We start from the raw sequence: 23,747 nt of genomic DNA, 5'->3' as shown, positions 1-23,747 counted from the left end.
GGAAAACTCTCTTCGGTTCAGCGGTCAGTCTTGATACGGGTCCATTCGCGGGTGATCACGCGCTGGATTTTCGGCGGCAGGTCGGCGGAGACGTAGAGCTTCTCGATCACCGCATCGCTGGGGTAGATGCCGGGGTTGTCACGCACTTTCGGATCGAGCAGCGGTGTGGCGTCGGGGTTGGGGTTGGCGTAGCCGACGTAGTCGCTGACCGGGGCGATGACTTCCGGGCGCAGCAGGTAGTTCACCAGCGCGTGGGCGCCCTTGGGGTTCTTCGAGTCGCGCGGGATGGCGAGCATGTCGAACCAGAGGTTGGCGCCTTCCTTGGGGATCACGTAGCGCACGTCGATCTTCTTGCCGGCTTCCTGGGCGCGGGTCTGCGCCTGCATCACGTCGCCCGAGTAGCCGACCGCCACGCAGATGTCGCCGTTGGCGAGGTCGGTGGTGTACTTGGAGGAGTTGAAGTAGGTGATCGACGGACGCAGCTTCTGCAGCAGCGCCGAGGCCTTGGTGTAGTCCTCGGGGTTGGTGCTGTTCGGGTCCAGGCCCAGGTAGTGCAGCGCCTGCGGAATGATCTTCACCGGCGCGTCGAGGAAGGCCACGCCGCAGCCGTGCAGCTTGGCGAGGTTCTCGGGCTTGAAGATCAGGTCCCAGGAGTCGAGCGGGGCGTTGTCGCCCAGCGCCGCCTTGACCTTGTCGTAGTTGTAGCCGATGCCCACGGTGCCCCACATGTAGGGCACCGCGTACTGGTTGCCCGGGTCGGCGGCTTCCAGGCGCTTCATCAGGCGCGGGTCGAGGTGCTTCCAGTTGGGCAACTGGGCGCGGTCGAGCTTCTGGTAGACGCCGGCGTTGATCTGCTTGGTGAGGAACTGGCTGGACGGCACCACCAGGTCGTAGCCCGAGTGGCCGGAAAGCAGCTTGGCCTCGAGCATCTCGTTGGTGTCGAAGACGTCGTACTGGACCTTGATTCCGGTGTCCTTCTCGAAGTTCTTCAGGGTGTCCGGGCCCATGTAGTCGGACCAGTTGTAGAAGCGCACCAGCTTGTCGTCGGCCTGCGCGGCAGTGGCGCAGGCGAGCAGGGTGAACAGCAGAACTCCATTACGCATGAGCTTTCCTTTCTTCAATTGTCAGAGAACGCGGCTGAGGAATTCCCGCGTGCGCGGGTGGTGCGGATTGCCGAAGACCTGCGCGGGCGGGCCTTCCTCGATGAGTTCGCCCTGGTGCAGGACCACCACGCGGTCGGCCACTTCGCGGGCGAAGCCCATCTCGTGGGTGACGACCACCATGGTCATGCCCTCGTCGGCCAGCTCCTTCATCACCTGCAGCACTTCGCCGACGGTTTCCGGGTCGAGGGCGCTGGTGGGTTCGTCGAAGAGCATGGCCTGGGGCTTCATCGCCAGGGCGCGGGCGATGGCCACGCGCTGCTGCTGGCCGCCGGAAAGCTGGCCGGGGTAGTGCTCGGCCTTGTCCGACAGACGCACGCGGGCGAGTAGCCGGCGCGCCTGCTCCAGTGCTTCGCCCCTGGGCACGCCGAGCACCTGGGTCGGCGCTTCGATGATGTTTTCCAGCACGGTCATGTGCGGGAACAGGTTGAAGCGCTGGAACACCATGCCGATGTCGCGGCGGCGCCGGGCGATGTTGCTTTCCGAGTCGCGCACCAGCTTGCCGTCGGGGCGCTCGCGGTAGCCCATCAGCTCGCCGTTGACGCGGATGCTGCCGCCCTGGATGTCTTCCAGGTGGTTCATGCAGCGGATGAAGGTGGTTTTGCCCGAGCCGGAGGCGCCGATCAGCACCACCACTTCGCCGCGGCGAACTTCCAGGGAAACGCCCTTGAGGATTTCCAGCTCGCCGAAGGCCTTGTGCACGTCGCGGGCCTGGATCACCACGTCTTTCATGTCCGGGATCATCTCAACGCCCCCTCAGCAGTTTCATCGCCTGGCGGCCGAACAGTCGGTTCGAGGCGGCTGGCTGGCCGTCGGATTTGCCGAAGCGCACTTCCAGCCAGCGCTGGAAGAAGCCCCACAGGGTGGTCAGGGCGAGGAAGTAGATCGCCACGACCAGGTACAGCTCGAACACGCGGAAGGTCGCCGAGGTGACCATCTGGGTGCTCAGCAGCAGTTCCTGCACGCCGATCACGCTGACCAGCGTGGTGTTCTTCAGCATCACGTTGAACTCGTTGCCCAGCGGCGGAACGATCACCCGGAAGGCCTGCGGCAGCACGATGCGGCGCATCAGCTTGGGGAAGGTCATGCCGAGGGATTTGCCGGCTTCATACTGGCCCTTGTCCACCGCACCGATGCCGGCACGGATGATCTCGGCCATGTACGCGCCTTCGTTGAGGCCCAGGGCGATGATCGCTGCCTGGATGTTGCCCGGCAGGATGAACAGCCCCAGGTCCAGGTCCTCGAAGCGGAAGATGCCGCCAGCGGCCAGTGCGGTGTAGAGGAAGACGATCTGCACCAGCAGCGGCGTGCCGCGCATCAGCCACACGTAGAAGCGCACCGGGTATTGCAAGAGCGGGTTGGTCGACAGGCGCATCAGCGCCGCCAGCAGCCCGAGCACGCAGCCCAGGAGCATGGCGCTGACGGCGATCACGCAGGTCAGCCACAGGCCGTAGAGGTAGATATCGCTCGGCCGCAGCAGGTACTGCCAGAACACGTCCCAACTGAAGTTCATGTCTCGTTACCTCAGTCCAGTTTGTCGCCTTCGATGTGCCACTTGGCCAGGAGCGCGGCGTAGCTGCCGTCGGCCTGCATGTCCTTGATGATCTGGGTGACGGCTTCGCTCAGCTGCTTGTCTTCCTTGCGGATGCCCAGGCCGGTGAGGATGCGCGCGAAGGCCGGCACGCCGATCTCGAACAGGTCCGGCGCCGTGCTCTGGTAGTAGCCGGCGGTTTCCACGGTGGTGCCGTAGGCGTCGGTCTGGCGGATGCGCAGGGACTGGAAGGCGTCGGTGTCGGTGTTGTAGACCACCACCTTCATCGGCGGCTTGCCGGCCTTGGCCAGCTTCTCGTTGTGGGCTTCGAGCAGGGTGCGGATGGTCGAGCCGTTGAGCACCGCGACCTTCTTGCCGGAGAGATCGTCCAGGGTGTGAATGCCCTCGGGGTTGCCCTTGCCGACGACCACCGCCTGGCTGGAGTACATGTAGTTGACCATGTCGATCACTTCGCGCCGCTCGGGCTTGTCGAACAGCTGGTCCACCAGCATGTCGCACTGGCCGGCGAGCAGCGCCGGGATCAGCCCGGAGAAGGGCGTGATGCGCCAGTCGATCTCCTTGTCGCCCAGGCGCTTGGCGATGGCCTCGCCCAGGTCGATGGTGACCCCGGTGAGCTTCTGGTTGGCGTCATAGAAACCCATGGGCGGGGAGTCCATGCCGCCGCAGAAGGTCACCTTGCTGGCGTTCTGCAAGCGGTCGGGAATCTTCACATCGGCGTGCGCCAGCGGGGCGGCCAGGCAAAGGGCGAGAAGGCACTGCGGGATCCTGCGTTCGAACATGTTGCTCTCCGGGGTGGGGTTGCCAGGGGCAGTTCAGGGACACAGAAGTACGGGTCTAGGCGCCCGTTGCTTCAAAGGACTTGCGCTTGCTTTGGAGGATTGCGCCTCAGGAGGCTTGTGCTTCCAGAAAATGGGCCAGGGACGGAATCGTTCCCTCGATGTGATCGCAGATCACCCGCTCGGCTTCGCGGGCATCGCCCGAGCGCAGCGCGTCGAGGATCACCGCGTGCTCCTCGCGGGCGCTCATGGGCTTGTCGACGTGCTGCAGCCACAGGCGCATGTGCGGCTCGATCACCGAGTACAGCGCGGTGATCTGGCGCAGCAGGCGCGGGCGCCCGGCGAGGCTGCAGAGGTATTCATGGAAGGCGCGGTGGCGGCTGACCCACTCGGCGCTGTCGTCGCGGTAGTCGTCCATCTCGTCGAGCATGCGCTCCAGGCGAGAGATGTCGCGGTCGGTCAATTGTGGCACGGCGATGCGGATGGCCAGGCCCTCCAGGGCGCTGCGCATCTCGAAGACTTCGCGCATCTCCTCGATGTTCAGGCCGCTGACGATGGCGCCGCGATTGGGTCGCAGGGTCACCAGGCCCTCGGCGTCCAGGCGCTTGAAGGCGCCACGCACGGGCATCCGGCTCATGCCGATCTCGCTGGCGATGTCCTCGGCCACCAGACGGTCGCCGGTCCTGTAGCGGCCGGTGCAGATGGCCTGGAGGAGATAGTCGTAGGCCTCGTCTTCGGCGCTCATCGGAGGGCGGGCAGTGGGCACCAGGCGCATGGGGTGTTTCCTCGTGGATTTTTGGATCCAATTATCCATGCATGCAATTAAGCAGTTGCCGTGCCAATGATGGCGAAGTGATTGAAATGGGCTGGAGTAGAGCGGTTGGCGTAGGAAATCGGCGTAAGAGTCGTGGCGGAGGGAGGGGCGGAACGGTAACGGATGGTGCGCTTCGTGCGCAGTTGCGGTGCGCTTCGGTAACGATGTGGTGCAGGGCGGGTATTTTGTAGGAGCGAGCTTGCTCGCGAACGAGCCCGCGGCGATGGTCGGTTCGCGAGCAAGCTCGCTCCTACAGGGTAGGGTCACGCTCCGCGCGCAACAGAGGAACACACCTACATACAAACCGTCCGGTCGATACTTGACCGTAATGGTTGGTGATGCCGTTCTCATTCGCTAGAATGCGCAAACGTTTCAGCAGACCATGCATCCCTCCCACAACAAAAGCCAAAGCCGAAGGCTTTGCGTGTCTCTCTGCGCAGGACGTCCCTCATTCCATCAAGCAGGCCTCAGAGCCGGCGGAGGAGGGAACTGAGTCCCGACTCATCCTCGTCATCTGTCGCCTTGCCCATCGTTTGCGCCCCGTGCGCGAGGCACGGCCTTCACGCTGTATGACGCCGGTGGGGAAGGCCAAGCCCTAACGACGAGAAACCTTTCGATGATCAAGAAAGTTAGCGGGGCGCTGCTGGGCCTCGCCCTGGCAGTGAATTGCGCGCCCGCCTTTGCGGATACCAAGAAAGTCGACGTGCTGCTGATCGGCGGCGGCATCATGAGCACCACCCTGGGCGTCTGGCTCAATGAGCTGGAACCGGGTTGGTCGATGGAAATGGTCGAACGCCTCGACGGCGTCGCCCAGGAAAGCTCCAACGGCTGGAACAACGCCGGCACTGGCCATTCAGCCCTGGCCGAGCTGAACTACACCCCCGAAGATAAAGACGGCAACGTCACCATCGCCAAGGCGGTGGAGATCAACGAGTCGTTCCAGATCTCCCGTCAGTTCTGGGCCTGGCAGGTGCAGAACGGCGTGCTGAAGAACCCCCGCTCGTTCATCAACTCCACCCCGCACATGAGCTTCGTCTGGGGCGACGACAACATCGCCTTCCTCAAGAAGCGCTATGAAGCCCTGCAGGCCAGCCCGCTGTTCCGCGGCATGCAGTACTCGGAAGACCCGGCGCAGATCGCCAAGTGGGTGCCGCTGATGATGCAGGGCCGCGATCCTTCGCAGAAGATTGCCGCCACCTGGACGCCCATCGGCACCGACGTGAACTTCGGCGAGATCACCCGCCAGTTCGCCGGCTACCTGCAGACCAGGCCGAACTTCAGCCTGAAGCTCTCCAGCGAAGTCGAGAACATTACCCGCAACGACGACGGCACCTGGCGCGTCGAGTACAAGAACCTCAAGGACGGCAGCGTTACCGAGACCGACGCCAGGTTCGTCTTCATTGGTGCCGGCGGCGGCGCGCTGCGCCTGTTGCAGAAGTCCGGCATCGAAGAGGCCAAGGACTACGCTGGCTTCCCGGTGGGTGGTTCGTTCCTGGTCACCGAGAACCCGACCATCGCCCAGCAGCACCTGGCCAAGGCCTATGGCAAGGCGTCCGTCGGTGCTCCGCCGATGTCCGTGCCGCACCTGGATACCCGCGTGCTGGACGGCAAGCGCGTGATCCTGTTCGGGCCGTTCGCGACCTTCTCCACCAAGTTCCTCAAGGAAGGCTCGTACCTCGACCTGCTGGGCAGCACCAACGTCCACAACGTCTGGCCGATGACCCGCGTGGGCATCGACGAGTACCCGCTGGTGGAATACCTCGCCGGCCAGCTGATGCTCTCCGACGAAGATCGCCTCGCCGCACTGCGCGAGTACTTCCCGGAAGCCAAGGCCGAGGACTGGCGCCTGTGGCAGGCCGGCCAGCGCGTGCAGATCATCAAGCGTGACGCGGACAAGGGCGGCGTGCTGAAGCTCGGCACCGAGATCGTCGCTTCCGCCGACGGCAGCATTGCCGGCCTGCTGGGTGCATCGCCGGGTGCTTCCACCGCCGCGCCGATCATGCTCAACGTGCTGGAGAAGGTGTTCAAGGACGAGCTCGCCACGCCCGAGTGGCAGGCCAAGGTCCACCAGATCGTCCCGAGCTACGGCACCAGGCTCAACGACAGCCCGGAGAAGACCTACGCCGAGTGGAGCTACACCGCCAAGGTCCTGCAACTGGACTCGCCGCCAGCCATCGACCAGGCACCGGCCGCGCAGCCGACCGACGCCGCCCCGGCGCCGGAAAAGGCCTCCAGCGATATGGCGCTTTAAGTTGCCACGCTGAATAAGCGAGTTCCGAAGGCCTGACTTTCCGTTCGGTCTTCGGATACTCCGCTATATATCTGCGGCGGTCGAATTGGCCAGACTTTAGTTTGGCGCCCGTCGCGCCATATTTCCCGTGAATGCAAGTCGCTATTTCGCCTTCGGCCGCTTTCTCGCGGGGTTCTGTTCGAACTCTGGAATATCAAGGCCAACCCGAACCTTGGAATGCGCGCGGTTCTTCAGGTATTGCCTGAAGTTGCTCCTGCGCCATTCGCCGGGCGGAATTCTTCGCGGTTCCCCGCAGGGGGATAGGCCCTTTACATTCATTTTTGCATGTCAGCGCGTCTATTCTGCCGCTTCGCTCTGCATCGGGCCTTTGGCTCTCGTCGCCCCTTGTGTCGGGCCTGTCCGTACGGACAGGAAACGGGCTGATCAACCTATCCGACGAACGGTAATCCTGTAATCCAGGGATTACATGCGTGTAAGTGATTGGCGATACTCAAGCAAGCGACTGAATATTGTCAGGCGGCCACTTGGCAACTGCGACCAAGTTGTCGTGGAAACCGATTCTGGCGTTGAGGCTGAAAGGCCGGTGCTTGCGGCAAATGTCAAATTTTTGTCAAAAGTCGCAGCGGCAGTTAATGGTGCTGCTATCTGTCGTTGATAAATAAACTCTGAACTTCCTGCCCGGTGCATAGGCTACTACCTTTCGATTAAACACTTCGTCCAAGACCCTTCCGGCGCACTTCCGGCGCCCTGCACAGAAGCTGCTATCTCTTTCTGGCCATAAACAAAAACATTATTCCGGGCAGAGGAAGTCAGCATGGCGATCCAGGCGAAGGTCGTGGCGTCTCAGGTGCAGGTGGCCACCGCCACGCAGCAGACGGTCGAAGGGAGCATCGTTCTTCAGCAGGCCAGCAACGTGGCCCTGGACGTCACTGCCGACGCAGTCGCCAGCTACCAGCAGGTCGGTGCCGACCTCGTGGTGCAGCTCAAGGACGGCGAGACCATTCGCATCGCCAACTTCTTCGCTGAAGGCCAGCCGCCCAGCCAGCTCTACCTGGTGGACGAGAAGGGCGACCTGGTGGTGACCGAACTGGATCAGGTCGCCGCTGACGGCACCTTGGCGCCCACCTACGCCGCCGAGCCCGTCGACGCCGGCTTCGAGTCGCTGACCAGTGCCGAGGCCGGCGCAGCAGGTACCGCCGGCGGTATCGCCGGGATGGGCGTCCCTGCGACCATCCTCGCTGGCGCCGCTGTGATTGCCGGCGGTGCCGCCATCGCCAGCAGTGGTGGTGGTGGTGGTGGTGGTGGTGGTGGTGGTGGTGGCGGCGGCAGCAGCAACCCGCCGACGCCTCCCGCACCGGCGACCGATATCACGGTCAGCCCTGACGGCAGCGTGATCACCGGCCGTGCCACGCCGGGTACGACCGTCGAGGTGGACGTCAACGGCGATGGCCAGCCTGACTACACCGCGCCGGTGGACGGCAACGGCCACTTCCAGGTGCCGGTCAGCCCACCCCTGAGCAACGGCGAGAATGTCACCGTGGTGGTGCGCGGCCCCAATGGCGGCAGTGCCAGTTCCGGCGCCACCGTCACCGCGCCGGATACCACGGCGCCGGGTGCCGCGATGGGCGTGACGGTGTCCGAGGATGGCAGCAAGGTCAGCGGCAGCGCCGAGCCGGGCTCCACCGTGAAGGTCGACACCAACGGCGACGGTATCCCCGACGCCACCGGGGTTGCCGGCTCCGACGGGCATTTCGAGATCACCCTGCCCACGCCGGTGAACAATGGCCAGGGTGTGTCGGTGACAGTGACCGACCCGGCCGGCAATACCAGCCCGCCGACCCTGGTGAGCGGGCCCGATACCACGCCGCCGGCGCCGGCCCATGACCTGACGATCAGCGCCGACGGCAGGGGCCTTGCCGGCATCGCCGAGCCCGGCAGCTCGCTGTCCATCGACCTGAACAACGACGGCGTCCCTGACCTGACCGTGCAGGTCGGGCCCGACGGCCGCTTCAGTTTCAACCTGGATTCGCCGCTGCCAGCCGGTCAGATCGTTTCGATCATCGTCCGTGACGCCGCCGGCAACGCCAGCCCGGTTGCCAGCATCAGTGCGCCGGGCGGCAACGTGCCCGCGCCCGTCATCGACCCGAGCAACGGCCACATCATCCAGGGCACCGCGACGGTCGGCACCCAGGTGTACCTGACCAACGCCCAGGGCACCCTGATCGGTGTGGCGCTGGTGGGAGGCGATGGCCACTGGAGCTTCACCCCGATCACGCCATTGGCCGACGGCACCGTGGTCAATGCCGTGGCACGCGGCCCGCAGGGGGAGAGCGGTTCCGCCAGCATCACGGTGGACGGCATCGCGCCCGGCACACCTGCCATCACCTCGGGCAATGCCGGGGGGCTGGAAGGAACGGCGGAGGCCGGCGCAACGGTCGTGCTCACCACCGGCAACGGAACCCCGCTGGCGACCGTCGTTGCCGATGGCAGCGGGCATTGGAGCTACCATCCCGGTTCGCCATTGCCCAACGGCACCCAGGTCACCGTCGTCGCCAGGGACGCAGCCGGCAACCTCAGCGGCCCGGCGCAGCTCACCCTGGATACCGAGCCGCCGCCGGCGCCCACGGTCAACCCGAGCAATGGCGGGCTGTTCAGTGGTGTCGCGGAAGCCAATAGCACGGTGCTGCTGACCAATGCCGATGGCCAGGTGATCGGTCAGGTACAGGCTGACGGCAGCGGCCACTGGCAGTTCATCTTCAACCCGCCGCTGGCCAATGGCGCGGCGGTGTCGGTGACGGCCACGAACGCCGCCGGCAACACCGGAGCGGCGGCCAGCATCACGGTGGACGCCAGCATTCCCTCGGCGCCCACGGTCGACCCCAGCAATGGCTTGACCATCAGCGGCCTGGCGGATGCCGGCGACCGCGTGGAGATCCGCGACGCCAACGGCAACCTGGTCGCCTTCGTCACTGCCGATGGCGGCGGTCACTGGAGCTACACCCCCGGCGCGCAGTTCCCCGACGGCACCCCGTTGCAGGTTGTCGCGGTGGACCCGCAGAGCGGCCAGCAGAGCCAGGTGGTCAACCTGGTCGTCGACGGGGTGGCGCCCGATGCGCCGCAGGTGGACGTCAGCAACGGCACCCAGCTCAGCGGCATCGCCGAGCCCGGCAGCCTGGTGACCCTCAGCGACAACCAGGGCAACCCTATTGGCCAGGTCCGCGCCGATGGGGTCAGTGGCGCATGGACCTTCACACCCGGAGCCTCGCTGCCCGACGGAACGGTGGTGGTGGTCCTGGCCACCGACGCCGCCGGTAACTCCAGCCCGCCCACCAGTGTCGTGGTGGACGCCGTCGCGCCGCCACCGCCGCAGGTCAATGCCAGCAACGGCCTGAGCTTCAGTGGCAACGCCGAAAAGGGCGCCACCGTGATCCTCCTCGATGCCAATGGCAATCCCATCGGCCAGGTCACGGCCGACGCCAGCACCGGGCAGTGGAGCTTCACGCCGCCGTCGGCCCTGCCCAACGGCACGCAGATTTCCGTGGTCGCCCGCGATGCTGCCGGCAACGTCGGCCAGCCGACTCCCGTGATCGTGGACCGCCAGGCGCCCAATGCCCCGCAGATCGACGCGAGCAACGGCGACGTGCTGCATGGCATCGCCGAGCCCGGCAGCACGGTGACGCTCACCGATGGCAACGGCAATCCCATCGCCCAGGTCGCGGCCGACCCGGTCACCGGGGACTGGTCGTTCACGCCGGGCACTCCTCTGGGCAACGGCACGCAGGTGCGCGCCACCGCGACTGACGCAGCCGGTAACGTCAGTCAGGTCGGTCAGATTACCGTCGACAACCTGCCGCCCAATGCGCCCTCGGTCGGGCCGAGCAATGGCACGCAGATCAGCGGGACCGCCGAGCCGGGCAGCACCGTGCTGATCATGGACGCTTCCGGGCAGCCGCTGGGTGAGGCGGCGGTAGGCCTCAATGGCTTCTGGCTGTTCCGCTTCAGCCAGGCGCTGCCCAGTGGTTTCGTGCTGCGGCTGGCAGTGCGCGATGCGGCCGGCAACGTCGGCGCGGAAACCACCACCACGGTGGACAGCAACCTGACCACGCCGCCGACACCGGATGCGAGCAACGGCAGCGTCATCAGCGGGACCGCCGAGGCCGGCCAGCAGGTGATAGTGCGTGACGCCAATGGCAACGAGATTGGCCGCACTACCGCCGATGGCGACGGCAACTGGAGTGTCACGCCGGCTTCGCCGCTGGCCAACGGCTCCGATTACCAGGTGGTGGCCGTCGACCCGGTCAGTGGTCACGAGAGCGTACCCGTGGTCGGTACGGTGGACTCCGTGGCGCCGGCCGCGCCCACCATCAATGGCAGCACGGGCGCCACCCTGACGGGCTCGGCGGAGCCAGGCTCGACGGTCACGCTGAGCGACGGCAACGGCAACCCCATCGCCGTAGTCACGGCAGGCGGGAACGGCCAGTGGACCTTCACGCCCGGCACGGCCTTGCCCAATGGCACGGTGGTCAACGTCACCGCGACCGATGCGGCCGGCAATGTCAGCCAGCCGGCGACGACCACGGTGGACTCCGTGGCGCCGCCGACGCCGGTGGTCGATCCGAGCAATGGCCAGCTGCTGACCGGCACCGCCGAGGCGAACGCCACGGTGATCATCCGCGACGCTGGCGGCAACCTGATCGGCGAGGCCATCGCCGATGGCGGCGGTGCCTGGAGCTTCGCGCCGCAACCGGCGCTGCCCAACGCTACCCAGGTGACGGTGATGGCCCGCGACGCGGCGGGCAACGAAAGCGGCACCGCCGGCGTGATCGTCGACGCACAGCCGCCGGCGGCGCCGGTGGTCACCCCCAGCACCGGCGCCGAGCTGAGCGGCACGGCCGAACCCAATGCACAGGTGGTAGTGATCTCTGCCAACGGCCAGGTGATCGCCGAGGTGCCGGTCGGCCCCGGCGGAACCTGGAGCTATACCCCGAGCGCACCGCTGCCCGATGGCGCGACCCTGAGCGTCGTCGCCGTGGATTCCTCCGGCAACCGCAGCGGCACCACCACGGTGACCATCGACAGCACGCCGCCAGCCGACCCGGTGGTGAACCCCGGTAACGGCACGCAGATCAGCGGTACCGCCGAACCGGGCAGCACCGTCACGGTGACCGACAGCAACAACAATCCGCTGGGCCAGACCACCGCCGACGGCCAGGGCAACTGGAGCATCACCCCGGCGTCGCCGTTGCCCGATGGCAGCAGCGTGACCGTGGTCGCCACCGACGCGGCCGGCAACCCCAGCAATGGCACAACGGTGACCATCGACACCAGCGCGCCGACGACTCCCGTCGCCGAGCCGAGCAACGGCACCGTGCTCAGCGGCACGGGGGAAGAGGGCAGCACCCTGGTGTTCACCGATGGTGCCGGCAATGCGCTGGGGCAGGTCACGGTGGGCGCGGGTGGCAACTGGGCCTTCACCCCGGACCAACCCCTGGCCGACGGCACCGTGGTGACCATCGTCGCCCGCGATGCTGCCGGTAACGAGAGCGGGCCGGTGCAGGTGACGGTGGATTCCAGCGCCCCCAGCACACCAACCCTCGACCCGAGCAATGGCTCGGCACTGGGCGGCACCGGCGAAATCGGCAGCACGGTCGTCATCAGCGTCGCCGGCAGCGAAGTCGCTCGCGTGCAGGTCGGCCCGGACGGGCGCTGGAGCTACACGCCCGGCAGCCCGATCGCCGATGGTACGGCCATCTCGGTGCAGGGCACCGACGCGGCCGGCAACGCCACACCGATCGTCAGCGGCACCGTGGACGGCCTGGCCCCCGGCGTGCCGGACATCCATCCGAGCAACGGCACCACCTTCACGGGCACCGCCGAGGCCGGCAGCACCGTGATTCTCAGCGGGCCGAACGGCGAGATCGGCCGCGCCCTGGTGGATGCCGAAGGCCACTGGAGCCTGACCGCCGCCACCCCGGTGGGCAATGGCGTGACCGTCAGCGCGGTGGCGCGGGACGCCGCCGGCAACACCAGCGGCAGCGACAGCGTGGTGGTGGACTCCTCCGCACCGCCGGCGCCGAGCATCGACCCGAGCAACGGTACGGTGATCACCGGGACCTCGGAGATCGCCAGTACCATCACCCTCGTCTACGCCAACAACGTGCTGATTGGCCAGGCCACGACCGACCCGGACGGCAACTGGACCTTCACCCCGACCCCGCCACTGGCCGACGGCACGAAGATCGACGTGATCGCCCAGGACGCCGCCGGCAATTCCAGTTCGGTGGCGAGCATCATCATCGATGCCACGCCTCCGGCGGTGCCCACGGTCGCGGCAAGCAACGGCAGCGTGGTCAGCGGTACGGCGGAAGTGGGCAGCACCGTCATTGTCTCCACTGCGGGCGGGCAGGAACTGGGCCGCGCCACCACCGGCCCGGATGGCAAGTGGACGCTCAACCCCAGCCCGCAGCCCGGCGATGGCGACGTGCTGCAGGTGGTCGCACGGGACGCCGCCGGTAACCAGAGCACGCCGTCCAGCGTCACCATCGACGCCGCTCCGCCAGCCGCGCCAACCCTCAGCGTGAGCAACGGCGAGGTGCTCAGCGGCACGGCGGAGGCGGGTAGCACCGTCATCCTCACCGACGGCAACGGCCTCCCCATCGGCCAGGCCACGGCGGATGCCGGCGGCAACTGGACCTTCACGCCCGGCGGCCCGCTGGACAATGGCAGCGTGGTCAGCGCGGTGGCTCGCGACGCCGCGGGCAACATCAGCCCGCCGGCCACCACGCTGATCGACAGTTCTCTGCCGAGCGCTCCGGTCATCAACCCCAGCAACGGCGTGGTCATCAGTGGCACCGCCGAGGCGAATGCCCTGGTGCGCATTCTCGATGGCAATGGCGCCACGCTGATCGAGGTCAGCGCCGATGGCGACGGCAAGTGGAGCTGGACTCCGCCCGTGGCCATCGCCAATGGCTCGCAGATTTCCGCGCTGGTGGTGGACGGTCCGCGGCTGAGCGGTACCACCGGTATCGTCATCGACGCCCAGGCGCCCGATGCCCCGACCATAGTCGCGAGCAATGGCATCGAGCTCAGCGGCACCGCCGAGGCCGGCAGCACGGTGATCCTCGCCGATGGCAACGGCAACTCCGTGGGGCAGACCATCGCCGATGGCACCGGGCACTGGAGCTTCTCCCCGGTTGCGCCGCTGGCCAACGGCACGGTGGTCAATGCCATCGCGCAGGATGCCGCCGGTAATGCCAGCCCGCCCGCCAGCACCACGGTGGATGCGCTGGCGCCCATCGCCCCGACCATCAACGCCAGCAACGGCAACCTGGTGACCGGCAGCGCCGAGCCTGGCGCGACGGTCCTCCTCACCGACGGCAACGGCAGCCCCATCGGCCAGGTGGTCGCCAACGCCAGCACCGGGCAGTGGAGCTTCACGCCCAACCCGCCGCTGGTGGGTGGCACCACGGTGAATGCCGTGGCCCAGGATGCCGCCGGCAACACCAGCACCCTGGTCAACACCGTGGTCGATACCACGGCGCCGACCACGCCGACCATCCTGCCCAGCAACGGCAGCATCCTCAGCGGTACCGGCGAGGCCGGATCGAGCGTCGTGCTCACCGACGGCAACGGCAATTCGATTGCCCAGGTCAGCGTCGATGGCAACGGCAAGTGGACCTACACGCCATCGCCGGCCCTGCCCAACGGCACGACGGTCAACGCTGTCTCGGTGGATGCGGCCGGCAACCAGAGCTCGTCGGTCAGCACCGTGGTGGACACCACTGCGCCGGCCGACCCGACCATCAACCTGAGCAACGGCACGCTGCTCACCGGTACCGCCGAAGCCAATGCGCTGGTGCTGCTCACCGACGGCAGCGGCAATGCCATCGGCCAGGTACGCGCCGACGGCAATGGCGCCTGGAGCCTGGCGGTCAGCCCGGGCCTGGCCAATGGCAGCGTGGTCAACGCTCAAGCCAAGGATGCCGCCGGCAACACCAGCAACAGCGTCAGCACCACGGTGGACTCGGTCGCACCTGGCGCGCCGACCATCGCGGCGAGCAATGGCACCGAACTGCACGGCACGGCGGAGATCAATTCCACCGTGCTGCTCACCGACGGCAACGGCAATGTGATCGGCCAGGCCATCACCAACGGCAGCGGCAGCTGGACCTTCACCCCCGGCACCGCCCTGGCCAACGGCACTGTCGTCAACGCAGTGGCGCAGGATGCCACCGGCAACACCAGTGTCGCGGCCGTGACCACGGTCGATAACCTCGCGCCACCCACACCGACCATCGATGCGAGCAACGGTGCGCTGCTCGCCGGCACCGCCGAAGCCAACGCCACGGTCATCCTCACCGACGGCAACGGCAACTCCATCGGCCAGGTCACCGCCAACGGTTCCGGGCAGTGGGCCTTCGTGCCTGGAACACCGCTGCCCGATGGCACCGTGGTCAACGTCGTGGCGCGGGATGCCGCCGGCAACACCAGCGGTTCGGCCAGTACCACGGTGGACGCCGTGGCACCGGCCAGCCCGACCATCGATCCGAGCAATGGCGTGCACATCACCGGCACGGCCACGGCCGGCGTCACCGTGGTGCTCACCGATGGCAGCGGCAGTCCCATCGGCACCACCGTCGCCGACGGCGCGGGCAACTGGTCCTTCGATCCGTCCACGCCGCTGGGCAATGGCGTGGTCATCCAGGCCGCCAGCCGGGATGCGGTCGGCAACACCAGCAGCCCGGTCAGCACCACGGTCGACAACGTCGCACCGCCGCCGCCGACCATCGAACCCAGCAACGGCACCGAACTGGCCGGCACCGCCGAGGCCAATGCCACCGTTGTCCTCACCGACGGCAACGGCAACCTCATCGGCACCACCCGGGCCGACGGCAGCGGTGACTGGGAGTTCACCCCGAGCCCTGCGCTGGCCAACGGCACTACGGTCACCGCCGTGGCCCAGGACGCCGCCGGCAACACCAGCGGGTCCGCTTCCACCGTGGTCGACAGTCAGGCACCCGAACCGCCGGTGATCGACCCCAGCAACGGCACGCTGCTCAGCGGCAGCGCCGAACTGGGTGTCACCGTGGTGCTCAGCGTCAATGGCGTGGAACTGGCACGGGTCTCGGTGCAGGGCGATGGCACCTGGTCGTTCCCGGTGCCCTCGGCGCTGGCCAACGGCACGGTCGTGGACGCCGTGGCGGTGGATGCCACGGGCAACCTGAGCGCGAGTGCCAGTGTCACCATCGATGCCCTGGCACCGCTGGTGCCCACCGTCACGCCCAGCGATGGCGCCGTGCTGGCGGGTACTGCCGAAGCCAACGCCACGGTCCTCCTGCGCGATGGCCTGGGCAACCTGATCGGCTCGGTCCAGGCCGATGCCAACGGCAACTGGCACTACGTGCCGGACTCGCCGCTGGCCAACGGCCTGGAAGTCGTGATCAGCGCTCGCGACGCGGTTGGCAACGTCAGCCTGACGACCAGCGTCGTCATCGACTCCAGCCTGCCGGCGGTCCCGGTGATCACACCTAGCAACGGCACGGTCATCAGTGGCACCGCCGAGGCCAATGCGACCATCATCCTGACCACCACCGGTGGCCTGCCCATTGGCCAGGTCAGTGCCGATGCCAACGGCAACTGGAGCTTCACCCCTGGCACGCCGTTGGCCGACGGCACCGTGATCAACGCCGTCGCCCGCGATGCCAGTAACAACCTCAGTGGCGCCGCGACCCTGGTGGTGGACGCGGTGGCACCGAACGTACCGGTGGTCTCGCCGAGCAATGGCAGCCAGATCCTCGGGACGGCGGAGGCCGGCAGCACGGTGGTGCTCAGCGTGGGTGGCGTGACCATCGCCCAGGTCGCCGTCGACGGCTCCGGCAAGTGGAGCTACACCTCCGGTGTGCCCCTGGCCAACGGCGTGCAGGTCAGCGTGGTGGCCAAGGACGCGACAGGCAATACCAGCGTCGCGGCCGTCGTTACGGTGGATAGCGTTGCGCCCAATACGCCGACCATTGCCGCCAGCAACGGCATCACCTTCAGCGGCACCGCCGAAGCCAATTCGACGGTGATCATCAGCGGTGCCAATGGCGCGCTGCTCGGTCAGGTCACGGCCAATGCCAGCGGCATCTGGATCTTCAACCCGACCACGCCGGTGGGTAATGGCGTGGTAGTCAGCGCGCTGGCCAAGGACGCCGCCGGCAATGTCAGCCTGGTTGCCGCCACCACCACGGTGGATGCGCTGCCGCCGGCGCTGCCCGTGGTCAATCCAAGCAACGGCGCGCTGCTCGCCGGTATTGCCGAGGCGGGTTCCACGGTGGTGCTCAGCGTGGGTGGCAACGTCATCGGCCAGGTCACCGCCAATGCCCAGGGCCAGTGGAGCTTCGCTCCCGGCGCGGCTCTGGCCAATGGTGTGCAGGTCAGCGTGGTGGCCAAGGATGCCGTGGGCAACGCCAGTGCTGCCGCCAACGTCACGGTGGATGCCGTGGCGCCGACCGCGCCGGTGGTCGCGCCGAGCAATGGCACGGTCCTCAGCGGTACGGCGGAGATCGGCTCGACGGTGATCCTCAAGGTCGGCGGCGCCATCATCGCGCAGGTCACCGCCGATGCCAGCGGGAACTGGAGCTTCACCCCCGGCAGCCCACTGGCGAACAACACCCAGGTCAGCGTGACGGCCAAGGACGCCGCCGGCAACACCAGCCTGGCGACCACCGTCGGCGTCGACAGCGTGGCGCCGGTCGCTCCCGGCAGCCTGAGCGTGACCGCCAACGGCACGCTGCTCACCGGCATCGCCGAGGCCAACAGCACGGTGAAGGTAATCATCAACGGCGACACGGCCAACCCGATCACCGTGCAGGCCAACGGCAGCGGCAACTTCACCGTCAACTTCAGCCCGGCGCTGACGGCGGGGCAGTTGCTGACGGTCAACGCGGTGGATGCCGCCGGCAATACCGGGGCGGCCATCCAGATCCAGGCGCCGGACCTTACGCGCCCGCTGCTGACCATTGCCGAGGCCGCCGACGGCTACATCAACAAGGCCGAGCTTTCCGACGGCATCCAGGTACGCGTGGGCCTGACCGCCGGCGCCCGCGCCGGGCAGACCCTGACCCTGCGCTACAACGGCCCCGGCGGCTACAGCTTCAGCCAGGCCCATGTGCTCACGGCGGCAGAAATCACCGCAGGCGTGGTACTGGTGAGCATGCTCCCGACTGCTGGCGTGGCGGCGATCCCGCAGGGCGCGGCGACCGTCACGGCCGACGTCAACGGCGGGCTGGCGGCGACCCCGGCAAGCTTCACCCTCGACACCATCGCGCCGACCACGCCGGTGCTGTCGCTGGCGAGCAACCTGCTGGGCATCAGCGGCGAAGCCAACAGCACGCTGACGGTCGACGTGAACGTCAGCGGGCTGACCTCGCACACCGAGCTCACCGCCAGCAATGCGGGCCTCGCCCAGGTGGATCTGTTCAGCGGGCTTGGCCTGAACCTGACCTGGGACCAGTTGCTGGATGCCAGCGTGTCGGTGGGCTCCCGCGATGCCGCCGGCAACGTCGGCAACCTGGCGAGCATCAACCTGGAGAACGTGCTCACGCAGAACACCGTGGTCCTCGGCGGATTCGGCCTCGCGGTCGGGCTGCTGCCGCCGGTGCTGGGGCTCAGCGGTACGGCGGTCGCCGGGGGCAGCCTGGCGGTCCAGGTGATCACGCCGGCGGTCAACGTGACACTGCACCCCATCGTCGACGCCACCGGCCACTTCACCATCAACCTGTTGGCACCGGACCTGCTGGCGCAACTCGGCCTCTCGGTCACCGGGCTGCTCAACCTGGGCAGCCAGCTCAGCCTGCAACTGATCGCCTACGACGCCAGCGGCCACCAGAGTGCGACCTATGGCATCGCGCTGACGGGCAGCGGCCTGAGCCTGGCGATCGGCGAGGTCAGCGTCACCGGCACGGCGGGCGCCGACGTGTTCGTCGGGCAGAGCGGCTCCGAGCACTTCTACGGCAATGCCGGGGCGGACCTGTTCCTCCATGTCGGCACCGGCGACATCGTGCAGGCGGGCGACGGCAACGACACCATCCAGCTGCAGGCCACCAACTTCAAGAGCATCGATGGCGGGGTCGGCTTCGACACCGTGATGCTCGACCACGGCATCAGCCTCAACTACGGCGCGGTGGGAACCGGTACCTGGACCAACATCGAGCGGGTGGACATGGGCAAGGGCGACACCGGCGGCAGCCTGACGCTCACCGCCGCCCAGGTGGATGCGGTCACCGATGCCAACAACGTCCTGCAGGTGACCGGCGACGCCAACGACACGCTGAACGCGAGGGGGGCGGTGGATACCGGAGTCAACCAGGTCCACGGCGGCATCAGCTACGACGTCTACACATTCGGCAACACCACGCTGCTGGTGGAGGAGAACACCGTCCACGTCGTCGTGTCCTGAGGAAGGAAAGACTGCATGACGCAACGCAACGCCTGGTTGTACGGCCTGCTGCTGGTGAGCGCGGCAGGCCAGGGACAGACGCTGGATGAGGCTGTGCGCGCCGGCCTCGCCATCCATCCTGAGGTGCGCGCCGCGGTGGCGGAAGCGGAGCGCGGCAAGACCGATGTGGAGATCAGCAAGGGCGGCTACTACCCGCAGGTGAGCATGTCCGGCGGGCCCGACGAGTTCGACTTCGGCGAGGTGGTCTACGACCTCACCGCGTCCCAGATGCTCTACGACTGGGGCCGGATGAAGAGCAAGGTGGACAGCGCCAGGGCCACCCACCGCCAGCTCGACGAGAGCGCGCTGGTGAGCCGCGAGGATGCGGCACTGGACATCACCGAGACCTACCTCGACGTGCTCGCCGCCCAGGCGCGGATCGAGACGGTGCGCGAGCACATCCAGCGCCTGGGTGACATCCGCGAGATGACCCGGGCGCGCGGTGGCGACGGCTACTCCGACCGCAGCGAGCTGGACCGGGCCAACCTCGAACTGTCTCGCGCGCAGGAACAACTGGCGCTGGAGAAGGGCGCCCTGCAGGACGCCCGCAACCAGTACGAGGTGCTGGTCGGCAAACCGCCGGCCGACCTCGCCGAACCGGAGCCACTGTCCATGCAACGCTACCTGGTCGGTACCGACATGAACCGCCTGATCGTTGACAGCCCGCTCTATCGCAAGGCCGCCGAAGACGCCGAGGTGGCCGAGGCCAAGCTGCGCGAGAGCAAGGCCTCGCTGCTGCCGCAGGTGAACCTGGAGGCCTCGTCGCTGCGCCGGGAGATCGGCGGGCACCTGGAGAACGACTCGGTGGTGTCGTTGCGCCTGCGCATGGATACCTTCGAGGGCCTCTCCAACTTCCGCCGCCCCACCGCCGCCCAACAACACCTGGAGTCCACCCGCTGGACCCGTGACGCCATGCAGCGCGATATCAGGCGCAAGCTGCAGACGCTCTTCGACACCGACGACACCCTGCGCTGGCGACAGGATTCGCTGGTACAGCAAGTGCACGAATCGGAGCAGGTCAGTGGCGTCTACCGTGACCAGTTCGAAGTCGGCCGGCGCGATGTGATCGACCTGCTCAACGTGCAGCGCGAGCGCTTCGAGGCCGAACGCCAGCTGGCCAACCTGCGCTTCGAACGCAAGCGCGTGGAGTACCGCGCCGCCGCGCAGGTCGGCCTGCTCGGGCCGCTGCTGGAAAACCACCTGGCCCCGGGAGCCTCCTGATGAACGCCGAAAATGTGGCACTGCTGGCGGACCACGAGGCCGAGGTTGATCCGCTGCGCCAGGGGCTTTCGCTGCTCTGCCGCCAACTGGGGCGGCCGCTGGGTGTCGCCGAGCTGGGGGAGGGCATGCCGCTGCACCAGGGTCGCCTGCCGCTGCGATTCGTTCCCCGCGCCCTGCGCCGCGCGGACATGGTCGCGCGGGTCGAGCGCCTGGCCCTGGCGAAGATGGACAACTACCTGCTGCCCGCGCTGCTGCTACTCGAAGACGGCGGCACCCTGGTGCTCTGCGAGCAGGACGAGCAGACGGCCAGCGTGCTGGTGCCGCACAGCGATGGCGGTGTCGAACGGATTGCGCTGGCGGAGCTGGAGCATCGCTACAGCGGCGTGGCGATCTTCGCCAAGTGCCGTTACCGCGCGGACGGGCGCGTCGGCGATTTCGCCAGGCGCGAGCCGGACCACTGGTTCTTCGGCCCGTTGAAGCGGCTCTGGCGTTCCTATTTCGAAGTCGCCATGGCGGCGATGATGGCGAACCTGCTGGCGATTGCTTCGGCGCTCTTCGCCATGCAGGTGTACGACCGAGTGGTGCCCAACGCGGCCATGGATACCTTGTGGATCCTCGCCACCGGCGTCGGCCTGGCCATCGTGCTGGAGGGTGTGATTCGCGGGTTGCGCGGGCATCTGCTGACCACCATGAGCAAGCGCATCGACCTGCAGCTCTCCACGCTGCTGTTCGAGCGCGTGCTCAACACCCGGCTGGCGGCCAAGCCCGGCTCGGTGGGGGCTTTCAGCACGCAGGTGCGCGAGTTCGAGGGCGTGCGCGAATTCTTCACTGCCTCCAGCGCCGCGATGATCAGCGACCTGCCGTTCGTGCTGCTGTTCCTGCTGATCATCGCGCTGATCGGCGGGCACCTGGTCTGGGTGCCGGCGGTGGCGGCGTTGCTGATGCTGATCCCCGGGCTCTTCTGCCAGGGCGTGCTGGCGCGGCTGTCGCGGGAGAACCTGCGCGAAGGCGCGGTGAAGAACGGCATCCTGCTCGAATCCATCGAGAACCTCGAATCGGTCAAGGCCACCCGCGCCGAGGGCCGCTGCCTGCACCTCTGGGAAAACCTCACCGCGCAACTGGCCGGCAACGCCATGCGCACCCACACGCTGACCACGGCGCTGTCCTATGGCGCGAGTATCGTGCAGCAGCTGTGCTACGTCGGCGTGGTGGTGTTCGGCGTGTACCGCATCAGCGAGGGCGAGCTGAGCGTCGGTGCGCTGGTGGCCTGTTCCATCCTCGCCGCTCGCGCGGTGGCGCCGCTGTCCCAGGCCGCGGGCATCCTTGGTCGCTGGCAGCACACCAAGGTCGCCATGGAGGGGCTCGACCAGCTGATGAAGGCGCCCATGGAGCGCCCGCAGGACAAGCGCTTCGTGCGCAAGGAGCGGCTCGCCGGGCACTATCGCCTGGAGGCGCTGAAGCTGGCCCACGGCGAGAACCCGCCAGCGGTAGACATCGCCGCGCTGGAGATTCGCCCCGGCGAGCGCGTCGCGCTGCTGGGCGGCAACGGTGCCGGAAAATCGACCCTGCTGCGCTTGCTGGCCGGGTTGTACGACGCACAGTCCGGCCGCCTGCTGCTGGATGACCTGGCCATCGCGCAGATCGACCCATCCGACCGCCGCCGCCATATCGGCTACCTGCCTCAGGATGTGGCGCTGTTCTACGGCACCCTGCGCGACAACCTCAACCTGGAAGGCGCGGCGATCAGCGACGAGGAGCTGTTCGAGGCACTGGATGGCGTCGGCCTGGGCGATTTCGTCCGTTCGCACCCACTGGGGCTCGACCTGCCGCTGCTGGGCAACGGCAGCCTTTCCGGCGGCCAGCGCCAGGCCGTGGGGCTGGCCCGCGTGCTGCTGCAGGACCCGCCCGTGGTGCTGCTCGACGAGCCCACCGCGACCTTCGACCAGAGCACCGAGCTGCACGTCATCGGCTACCTGCAGCGCTGGCTGGTTGGCCGCACCCTGGTGATGACCACGCACAAGAAAACCATGCTCGCCGTGGCCACCCGTGCCGTGGTGCTCAGCCAGGGCAAGGTGGTGATGGACGGCGCGCTGGACCAGATCGTCAAGGACCGCACCGTACACATTCCCGGACAGGAAGGAGCCGTCCATGGCCAGTGAAACCCGCGCTGCCGAACGCCTGCGCCGCGAGCTGCAGGACCCGCTGCTGGCTTCCAGCCACCCGGTGTCGCGGCCGCTGCTCTGGGCGCTGCTGCTGAGCCTGGTCGCCGCCATCGCCTGGGCGGCCTGGGCCGAGCTGGACGAAGTCACCCGAGGCGATGGCCGCGTTGTGCCGTTCAGCCGCATGCAGAAGATCCAGAGCCTGGAGGGCGGCATCCTCGACCGCCTGCTGGTGCAGGAGGGCGAACTGGTGCAGGTGGGCCAGCCGCTGGTGCGCCTGGATCGCACGCATTTCGAGACCTCCTGGCAGGAAGCGGCCAACCAGGCCGAGGTGCTCGGCGCCGCCATTGCCCGGCTGGATGCGGAAGTGATGGGCCAGGACCGCATCGTCTTCCCCGCCGGCATGGCCGCCGACGGCCCGGTGGCGCGTTCGGAGCGCGAGTTGTTCCAGTCCAGGCGCGACAAGCTGGAGGAGAACACCCGCTCGCTGCAGCAGCAGATTCGCCTGGCGCAGAGCCAGCTGGCACTGGTCAAGCCATTGGTGGAGCGGCGCGCGGTGAGTCAGATGGAGGCGCTCAAGCTGAGCCAGGACATCGCTACCCTGAGCGGCAAGCTCACCGAGCTGAAGAACAGCTACTTCCAGGATGCCTACACCGAACGCCAGGAGAAGAAGGCCCAGCTGGCCCAGATCGAGCCCATTGTCCAGCAGCGCAAGGACCAGCTGCGCCGCACGGAAATCCTCTCGCCGGTGCGCGGGCGGGTGAACACCGTGCTGATCAGCACCCGCGGTGGGGTAGTGCAGCCGGGTGAGCCGATCATGGAGGTGATCCCGGTGGAGGAGCGTCTGCTGGTGGAGGCCAAGGTCAAGCCGCGCGACGTGGCCTTCCTGGTGCCGGGCATGCCGGCCAAGGTCAAGATCACCGCCTACGACTACAGCATCTACGGCGATTTGAAGGGCACCCTGGAACAGATCAGCGCCGACACGATCGAAGAAGATACGGTGCACGGCAAGGAGTACTACTACCAGGTGCTGATCAAGACCGATGGCAGCCAGCTGATGCGCAACGGCGAGGTGCTGCCGATCATCCCCGGCATGGTCGCCGAGGTGGACATTCTCAGCGGCAAGCGCAGCGTGCTGAACTACCTGCTGCGGCCGTTGCTCAAGGCGCGGTTGATGTGAGGTGCGCGGCGAGGGATCGATTGCCCCTGCAGGAGCGGGCCATGCCCGCGATCGCGCGCATGGCGTGCTCCTGCAGGTTGACTCCGGCGCCGGGCCTCGCTCGGCCAACATGGGAACACCCGGCATACGCCTCCTTTCCCGACAGGAAAGGGCCGG

10 protein-coding genes are annotated in these 23,747 nt (G+C 67.4%); 5 read left to right on the top strand and 5 right to left on the bottom strand.

Translation table 11 applies throughout. From position 1 onward, the window contains the following. Nucleotides 1-17: 17 nt before the first annotated feature. From UB43_RS00925 to UB43_RS00905, 5 genes are all read right to left on the bottom strand, one after another. Entirely contained in the window at nt 18-1,103 is a 1,086-nt protein-coding gene (locus UB43_RS00925) for a polyamine ABC transporter substrate-binding protein (protein ID WP_045207509.1), read from the bottom strand. A 21-nt stretch (nt 1,104-1,124) separates the two neighbouring features. Continuing rightward, nucleotides 1,125-1,904, bottom strand: a complete 780-nt coding sequence (locus tag UB43_RS00920) for an amino acid ABC transporter ATP-binding protein (RefSeq protein ID WP_045207507.1) — start codon at nt 1,902-1,904, stop codon at nt 1,125-1,127. Between the two features lies 1 nt (nt 1,905). Next, on the bottom strand, nt 1,906-2,673 hold the full coding sequence (locus UB43_RS00915) for an amino acid ABC transporter permease (protein WP_045207506.1): 768 nt from the start codon (nt 2,671-2,673) through the stop codon (nt 1,906-1,908). A gap of 11 nt (nt 2,674-2,684) precedes the next feature. Next, nucleotides 2,685-3,491 carry an ABC transporter substrate-binding protein gene (locus UB43_RS00910; RefSeq protein WP_045207504.1) on the bottom strand — a complete coding sequence of 269 codons (807 nt, stop codon included), beginning with the start codon at nt 3,489-3,491 and terminating at the stop codon, nt 2,685-2,687. A gap of 106 nt (nt 3,492-3,597) precedes the next feature. Next, nucleotides 3,598-4,263 (bottom strand): GntR family transcriptional regulator, encoded by a 666-nt coding sequence (locus tag UB43_RS00905; protein WP_045207502.1) that lies wholly within the window; start codon nt 4,261-4,263, stop codon nt 3,598-3,600. A 655-nt stretch (nt 4,264-4,918) separates the two neighbouring features. Here UB43_RS00905 and mqo point away from each other — a divergent pair. The 5 genes from mqo (at nt 4,919) to UB43_RS00880 (ending at nt 23,591) form a co-directional block, all read left to right on the top strand. Further along, the gene (gene mqo / locus UB43_RS00900; RefSeq protein ID WP_045207500.1) at nt 4,919-6,553 is read left to right on the top strand and encodes a malate dehydrogenase (quinone); all 1,635 of its coding nucleotides are present in this window, start codon (nt 4,919-4,921) and stop codon (nt 6,551-6,553) included. An 814-nt stretch (nt 6,554-7,367) separates the two neighbouring features. Next, complete coding sequence (locus UB43_RS29465) at nt 7,368-18,992, top strand: Ig-like domain-containing protein (RefSeq protein WP_045207497.1); 11,625 nt, start codon at nt 7,368-7,370, stop codon at nt 18,990-18,992. A gap of 15 nt (nt 18,993-19,007) precedes the next feature. Next, a complete protein-coding gene (locus UB43_RS00890; protein ID WP_045207494.1) occupies nt 19,008-20,252 on the top strand; it encodes a TolC family protein in 1,245 nt (414 codons plus the stop codon). Beyond that, on the top strand, nt 20,252-22,411 hold the full coding sequence (locus UB43_RS00885) for a type I secretion system permease/ATPase (protein ID WP_045207491.1): 2,160 nt from the start codon (nt 20,252-20,254) through the stop codon (nt 22,409-22,411). Before UB43_RS00890 ends, UB43_RS00885 begins: the two co-directional genes overlap by 1 nt. Further along, nucleotides 22,401-23,591 carry an HlyD family efflux transporter periplasmic adaptor subunit gene (locus UB43_RS00880; protein ID WP_156160313.1) on the top strand — a complete coding sequence of 397 codons (1,191 nt, stop codon included), beginning with the start codon at nt 22,401-22,403 and terminating at the stop codon, nt 23,589-23,591. Before UB43_RS00885 ends, UB43_RS00880 begins: the two co-directional genes overlap by 11 nt. The last annotated feature ends 156 nt before the right edge of the window (nt 23,592-23,747 follow it).

Source organism: Pseudomonas sp. 21 (genome assembly GCF_000955805.1).
Classification (GTDB): Bacteria; Pseudomonadota; Gammaproteobacteria; order Pseudomonadales; family Pseudomonadaceae; genus Pseudomonas.
This window is presented reverse-complemented; position numbering and strand designations above follow the sequence as displayed.

Excerpts from the sequence above, each read along its gene's own strand:
- UB43_RS00925 (WP_045207509.1), bottom strand. The coding sequence starts at position 1,103 with ATGCGTAATGGAGTTCTGCTGTTCACCCTGCTCGCCTGCGCCACTGCC.
- UB43_RS00920 (WP_045207507.1), bottom strand. The coding sequence starts at position 1,904 with ATGATCCCGGACATGAAAGACGTGGTGATCCAGGCCCGCGACGTGCAC.
- UB43_RS00915 (WP_045207506.1), bottom strand. The coding sequence starts at position 2,673 with ATGAACTTCAGTTGGGACGTGTTCTGGCAGTACCTGCTGCGGCCGAGC.
- UB43_RS00910 (WP_045207504.1), bottom strand. The coding sequence starts at position 3,491 with ATGTTCGAACGCAGGATCCCGCAGTGCCTTCTCGCCCTTTGCCTGGCC.
- UB43_RS00905 (WP_045207502.1), bottom strand. The coding sequence starts at position 4,263 with ATGCGCCTGGTGCCCACTGCCCGCCCTCCGATGAGCGCCGAAGACGAG.
- mqo (WP_045207500.1), top strand. The coding sequence starts at position 4,919 with ATGATCAAGAAAGTTAGCGGGGCGCTGCTGGGCCTCGCCCTGGCAGTG.
- UB43_RS29465 (WP_045207497.1), top strand. The coding sequence starts at position 7,368 with ATGGCGATCCAGGCGAAGGTCGTGGCGTCTCAGGTGCAGGTGGCCACC.
- UB43_RS00890 (WP_045207494.1), top strand. The coding sequence starts at position 19,008 with ATGACGCAACGCAACGCCTGGTTGTACGGCCTGCTGCTGGTGAGCGCG.
- UB43_RS00885 (WP_045207491.1), top strand. The coding sequence starts at position 20,252 with ATGAACGCCGAAAATGTGGCACTGCTGGCGGACCACGAGGCCGAGGTT.
- UB43_RS00880 (WP_156160313.1), top strand. The coding sequence starts at position 22,401 with ATGGCCAGTGAAACCCGCGCTGCCGAACGCCTGCGCCGCGAGCTGCAG.